General features: G+C 43.4%; 5 protein-coding genes. All 5 read left to right on the top strand.

The features are described from left to right. Positions 1-3: 3 nt before the first annotated feature. The 5 genes from BXY_RS08295 to BXY_RS08315 all read left to right on the top strand — a co-directional run bounded on the left by BXY_RS08295 (position 4) and on the right by BXY_RS08315 (position 5,999). Positions 4-1,527 (top strand): M14 family metallopeptidase, encoded by a 1,524-nt coding sequence (locus BXY_RS08295; protein ID WP_134993100.1) that lies wholly within the window; start codon positions 4-6, stop codon positions 1,525-1,527. A 32-nt stretch (positions 1,528-1,559) separates the two neighbouring features. Further along, positions 1,560-2,789 (top strand): hypothetical protein, encoded by a 1,230-nt coding sequence (locus BXY_RS08300; protein WP_015531668.1) that lies wholly within the window; start codon positions 1,560-1,562, stop codon positions 2,787-2,789. A gap of 2 nt (positions 2,790-2,791) precedes the next feature. Then, the gene (locus BXY_RS08305; RefSeq protein WP_015531669.1) at positions 2,792-3,685 is read left to right on the top strand and encodes a hypothetical protein; all 894 of its coding nucleotides are present in this window, start codon (positions 2,792-2,794) and stop codon (positions 3,683-3,685) included. A gap of 75 nt (positions 3,686-3,760) precedes the next feature. Beyond that, the gene (locus BXY_RS08310) at positions 3,761-5,221 is read left to right on the top strand and encodes a hypothetical protein (protein WP_015531670.1); all 1,461 of its coding nucleotides are present in this window, start codon (positions 3,761-3,763) and stop codon (positions 5,219-5,221) included. Positions 5,222-5,483: 262 nt separating this feature from the next. Continuing rightward, positions 5,484-5,999 (top strand): DUF3836 domain-containing protein, encoded by a 516-nt coding sequence (locus BXY_RS08315; RefSeq protein WP_009040190.1) that lies wholly within the window; start codon positions 5,484-5,486, stop codon positions 5,997-5,999. Positions 6,000-6,137: the final 138 nt, after the last annotated feature.

Genomic DNA, 6,137 nt, shown 5'->3' on the forward strand with positions numbered 1-6,137 from the left:
GCTATGAAACGAATATTATTAATACTCTGTCTTTTATTGTCCGGTCTTCCATTCTATGCCCAACAGACCGGAAAGGTGACGGCGAAGTTTTTCCCGGATCCGCAGGTCGATATTGATACCCCGGCATTTGCCAAGAAACACGGCTTCACCACATATCGTGAGATGATGACGTTCTTACATGACCTGGCTACTACGTATCCGGAACGAGTGAAACTTCAAATTGTTGGTCGCACCCAGCGTGGACGTGAAATACCCATGATAAAAGTGAGCAAGGGAGGAAATGATAAATTACGTGTCCTCTATACAGGGTGTGTGCATGGAAATGAACCTGCTGGCACCGAAGGTCTTCTGTATTTTATGAAACAACTGACTTGTGACTCTCAACTGTCTGCTCTGCTTGATAAAATGGACTTCTATATTATGCCTTCGGTAAATATTGACGGAAGCGAACAGGGAGAACGGGTCACTGCCAATGGTATAGACCTGAACCGTGATCAGACGCTTTTGTCAACTCCGGAAGCACGTACCTTACAACGGGTTGCTTTGACAGTCAAACCTCATTTGTTTATTGACTTCCATGAGTATAAACCACTCCGCGCTTCTTATGAAGAAGTGACCGACGGACTGCTGGTTACCAACCCTAACGACTTTATGTTTTTGTGGAGCAGCAACCCGAATGTGTCTCCGGCATTGCGTACTGTTGTAGACGAATTTTATGTGCCTGAAGCCATTCGCATGGCCGATGCGGAAGGGCTGACACATCACACCTATTTCACTACCAAAAGTAATCGTGGAGAAATTATATTCAATATTGGCGGTTCCTCACCCCGTTCTTCCACTAATATCATGGCCTTGCGTGGAGCTATCTCCATGCTGATGGAAGTACGTGGTGTCGGTCTGGGGCGTACCTCCTATAAGCGTAGGGTATATACTGTTTACAAATTGGCAGAGTCATTTGCCCGTACTACTTTTGAACATGAAGGCCAAATACGAAAAGCAGTGGACGAATCCGCTCATTATAATGGTGATGTTGCTGTGACATTCCGTTCAAAGGCCGCTTCCGGTTATCCATTGACCTTTATCGACATGCTTGCCTGTAAAGAGGTGACTGTGCCTGTTGAGGCACGTATTGCTCCCGAATCGGAAGTCGTATTGACCCGCCAACGTCCTGTTGCCTATTATCTGGATGCGAACCAAAATCGTGCAGTCGAAATATTGCAGCAATATGGAGTTGAACTGGAGCGGCTGGCATCTCCGGAAACGATTGAACTGGAGTGCTATACCGTTACCAAGGCGGTAGAAAGTCATGATTTAGTGGCTGGTATCTTGCCGTTGAACGTGGTAACAAATACCAGTAACCGTACGATTACTCTTCCGGCCGGTAGCTATCGTATTTCCATGTCCCAACCTTTGGCTACCCTTGTGACAGTATTGCTGGAACCGGAATCGGCCAATGGTTTCGTCAACTACCGCGTGATTGATGCTGCAGTAAATAATACGCTGGGCGTCTATCGTAAAATGAAATAGATTAATTAATGACGATAAATAGAATACAAGATATGAAAAAGATAATAATAGGAGTTTTCTCCTTGATTTTGGCTACTGGTCTGTATGCGCAGACAATTGGAAACGAGGCATTTCCGCAACTGAAAGATGGTTTGCTTGACTTGAACTTGAGAGCACCCGGTCAGAAACTGCGTTTTGGCGGTTATCTCCAGGGTTCCGGTTACTATACAGATATAAAGAACGCAGAGTCGGAATATGGATTTGATATCGATCATGCTTATTTGAGCCTGGAAGGTTCGTTCCTGAATGAGAAACTGGGCTTCTTCTTGCAAGCTGATTTTGCCGATTCTTATCCTTTATTGGATGCATGGGTTTCGTATGCTCCCTGGAAACAATTGAAAATCAGTGCCGGACAGAAACAGACCTTTACTAATACCCGGCAAATGATGATGCTCGATCAGGGACTTGCTTTCGGTGAACATTCGTTGATGGATCGTACATTCTCCCGCACAGGGCGTGAATTGGGATTATTTGTTGAAAGCCGCTTGTCACTTGGCAAGTTAGGATTCGATTTAGGTGCTGCTGTTACTTCCGGTGACGGACGCAATTCATTTGGTTCCTCAAGTACTGATCCGGATTTGGGCGGATTGAAATATGGCGGACGTGTCACTGTTTATCCGTTGGGTTTCTTTACGAGCGGTAATGAGTTGGTCTTTAATGACTTTATTCGTGAGAAATCTCCTAAACTGGCTATCGGTGCGGCATATAGTTATAATGTCGGTGCCAGCAATATGGTAGGTGAAGGGCATAATGATTTTCAGATGTATGATAAAGAAGGTGCTGCGGATTATCCCGACTATCGTAAGCTGTCGGCCGATTTACTATTCAAGTGGAATGGCTTCTCGTTGTTGGCAGAGTATGTCAATGCAACGGCGAATGGCTTGAACGGACTTTATGTAGAAAAGGATGAGGGTGCAAAATTGAAACCGCGTCAGATAGCCAATTACTTGGCTTTGGGAAATGGACTCAATGTACAGGCCGGATATCTTTTCCGTAAATTATGGGCACTGGATGTCGCTTATAGTAAAGTGAACCCCGAATGGAAAGAGACGGGGCAGAGTGTCTTGCGTGAGGCGGATAACATTACTTTCGGCGCATCTAAATATTTCAATAATAATACGTTCAAGTTGCAGCTGGCCGGTTCATATACCTCATACAATCAGTTAGTGGGTGCAGGTTCCAAGGAATTTCAGGTTAAGTTGAATCTTCATATTCTCTTTTGATAATGATGCGTGTAGCAAACTTATTGATTTTACTTATTGCCGTATTGATGACGAGTTGTTTTAAAGACGACGAATCAGAATCTTTGGGAGAAACCTCCAAGTTTCTCCCGGGAGACGGTATCGTGACATATTCCGGATATGCGCCTTTGGCTGACCGTCCTGTCCGCATACATTTTCATATCCCTGCCAACGGGGATATGAAAAAGATGCCGATGTTGTTTGTTTTTCCCGGACTGGAAAGGAATGCTGCTGATTATCTGAATGCATGGCGTACAGAAGCGTCCAATAGGAATGTGATGGTATTTGTGTTTGAGTTTCCTACGGAGACTTACTCTACTGCACAGTATATCGAAGGCGGTATGTTTCAGGGAAATACACTGCTCGACCGTTCGGAATGGACATTCTCGCTTATCAAGTCCGTTTTTGATACTGTCCGGAAAGATACCGGTTCTTCGCGGACTAAATATGATATGTGGGGACATTCTGCCGGAGCGCAGTTTGTGCACCGGTATGTGACGTTTATGCCCGATACTCGTGTCGACAGGGCAGTGAGTGCCAACGCGGGCTGGTATACACTACCTGATGTGGATGTTGCTTATCCTTATGGCCTGAAAAATACGGATGTCGCGACTTCTTCCCAAGTAGCATCGTTGCTTGCCCGTAAACTGATTGTTCATTTGGGTACGGCAGATACGGATCGTAACGGACTGAACACTTCAACCGGTGCCGAAGCACAAGGCGCAAACAGATATCAGCGTGGTAAGTATTATTTTTCGGAGGTAAAGCGTATCAGTGCCAAAGGCGGTTATTCGTTGAACTGGGATAAGTATGAGGTGACAGGTGTTGCGCACGAGTATGCTAAAATGGCGGCAGCCGGGGCAAAAATACTCTATTAAGTAAGACCAAAATTTTGAGTCATCAGTTAAATAGCTTATTTTTGTTGACCTATTCATCAGACACAGGTATTTAAAATGTTTCTATCGGCATCGTATATACAAGGCTTCTATTCTTCAGGGCAAAAGATTATATTATTGATATTCTGCCTCCTTTTCACTGTATCCCTGCGTGCTGTGCGTTCAGCAGAAGAGATTAAGAGTGTCAAGGCAGATCAGATACTTGATACCAAGCAGTTTAATTACTTGGATAAGGGAAGTGTCATCACATTGCAAGTCATGCTTCCCGGACAGGATAAAGTGGTGTTTGAGTCGCTGATGCGCATTGAAAGTACAGATAAAGAGTTATATAATCTGATTCTTTCCCGTTCTCCTCAAGCCGGTACCGAATTATTATGGGTGTGCAATTCGGAGGTGGAGAAAGTGCAGGTCAGTTCTCCGGAAGATTCAATCTCAACCGATACCATGTCGGTTGGCTTTTCGGTTTATTTTCCGGCAGACTCCGTTTATATATCCGCAAATGGACATTCTTATGCCTTTTCGTCGCATGGTATCCGTTCGGACCGGGGGTATCGGTTCCATATTCTTGGCGATAAACGTTCTCATTTGAAGTTACTTGAGAGGCACGCTGAATTGTTGTCGGTTGGAAAGGAAGAACAACATCTGTCCGCCTGGTATTGGATTCTGTTGATTATAGTGGTGGACATGATTGTATTTCTGGGGATGCATTGGCGGCGTAGGCGCCAGAAGAGGTTGAAGGCAAGCAACCGGGTTGAAATACTCACTTCATTTGGCGATGAAGGAGAAAAGGTCAGGTTGCCCCGCTATAATGCCGTTTATCTGTTTGGTGGATTGCAGGTTTTTGACCGTAATGGTGAAGAAGTCTCGCAACGTTTTTCTCCGCTTTTGCGTGAGTTGTTTGTTTTGCTGATCTTGCGGTCGACGGAGAATGGAATATCGTCGGAAGAACTCACTACCATGTTGTGGTTTGATAAAGATGATGTAAGTGCCAAAAACAATCGGGCGGTTAATCTTTCCAAGTTGCGGGTGCTGGTAGAATCTGTTGGCGGGTGTACGATTTCCAAGATCTCGGGTAACTGGCGGGTGCAATTTGAGAAGAACGCTTTTGTGGATTACTATGAATGTCTTCCGGAGCGGATTCGTCCCGATAGCCTGACAACTGAACGAATCAAAATCATTGCAGCACTGACTGCTAAGGGGGGCTTGCTGAATGAATGTGACTATCTGTGGCTTGACGCTTTTAAAAGCCGGATAGCAGACAATCTTATTGAGTCTTTATTAAAGTACGCCACTTTACTGGATGAGCATGAAGCTTTTGATACCAAACTATTAATATCCGATATTATCTTCCGGTTCGACTCCGTGAACGAAGCGGCACTTAGACTCAAATGTGCCACATACGTATTCATGCGTAAGCAATATATGGCTAAGACTACCTATGAACACTTCTGCAGGGAATATAAATCACTGTATGACGAACCTTTCGAACATTCTTTCAATAGCATTATTAGTCAGTAATTTATTTATTTGTTCGTTTTTTAATTGGTTGTTCGATTCTAAGCGTACAACTGTTCATTTTCGTACACCATTCTGTTTTGCAATCTTTCTGATTATTAACTTGTTATCTTTTTGGCACGCTCGTTGCATATCTATAGTCGCAAGCGGACAACGAAGAAACATGAAAAAAGTTCAGAATGTTGCAACCGTTTGAGACACTTGATCCGTCTAATAAACAGAAGAACAAAAAACAGAATGTTGAACAAATAAAAAATATACAATTATGAAAACTACAGTATTATTCAGAATGATCGTTTTAGTTGCTATGGTATTTGCAGGTATCTCTAATGCAACAGTGAAGGCACAAAACAATAACTTCATTACTAATGAAGAAACAGTAGGTGATCTTGTAGTATCGAAGGTGATTTACAGATTAGATGGCTCTCTTTATCGCCACATGAAATATGATTTTACCTATGACGATCAAAAGAGAATGGCTACCAAAGAGGCTTTCAAATGGGATGCTTCCACTGACAAATGGCTGCCGTACTTCAAGATTGATTATACTTATTCTTCTAATGAAATCACTTTGGTATACGCACGTTGGAATGATTCTCACAGAGCTTACGATGCGGCTGTTGAAAAGAGCGTGTACGAATTGAACGACGCTAATATGCCGGTAGCTTATATGAACTATAAATGGAATGATAAATGGATTGAAGAATCTAGTGTGAACTGGGCTATGAACGTGGCTACTCCGGCAACGAATGAAGCAACTCTGTTGACTGCCAGCAGATAAAAATAAATTAGGAGTTGTGAAACTCCTTCTCTCTCTTAATTTAACTGCATTAAAAACGGTGGATTGCCCTATGAGGAAGTCCACCGTTCTGTTTATCTGATAAACAGCTTATATTGATTTGTATTACTTTCCGGTGTG

This window comes from Bacteroides xylanisolvens XB1A (assembly GCF_000210075.1).
In the GTDB taxonomy this organism is placed as follows: Bacteria; Bacteroidota; Bacteroidia; order Bacteroidales; family Bacteroidaceae; genus Bacteroides; species Bacteroides xylanisolvens.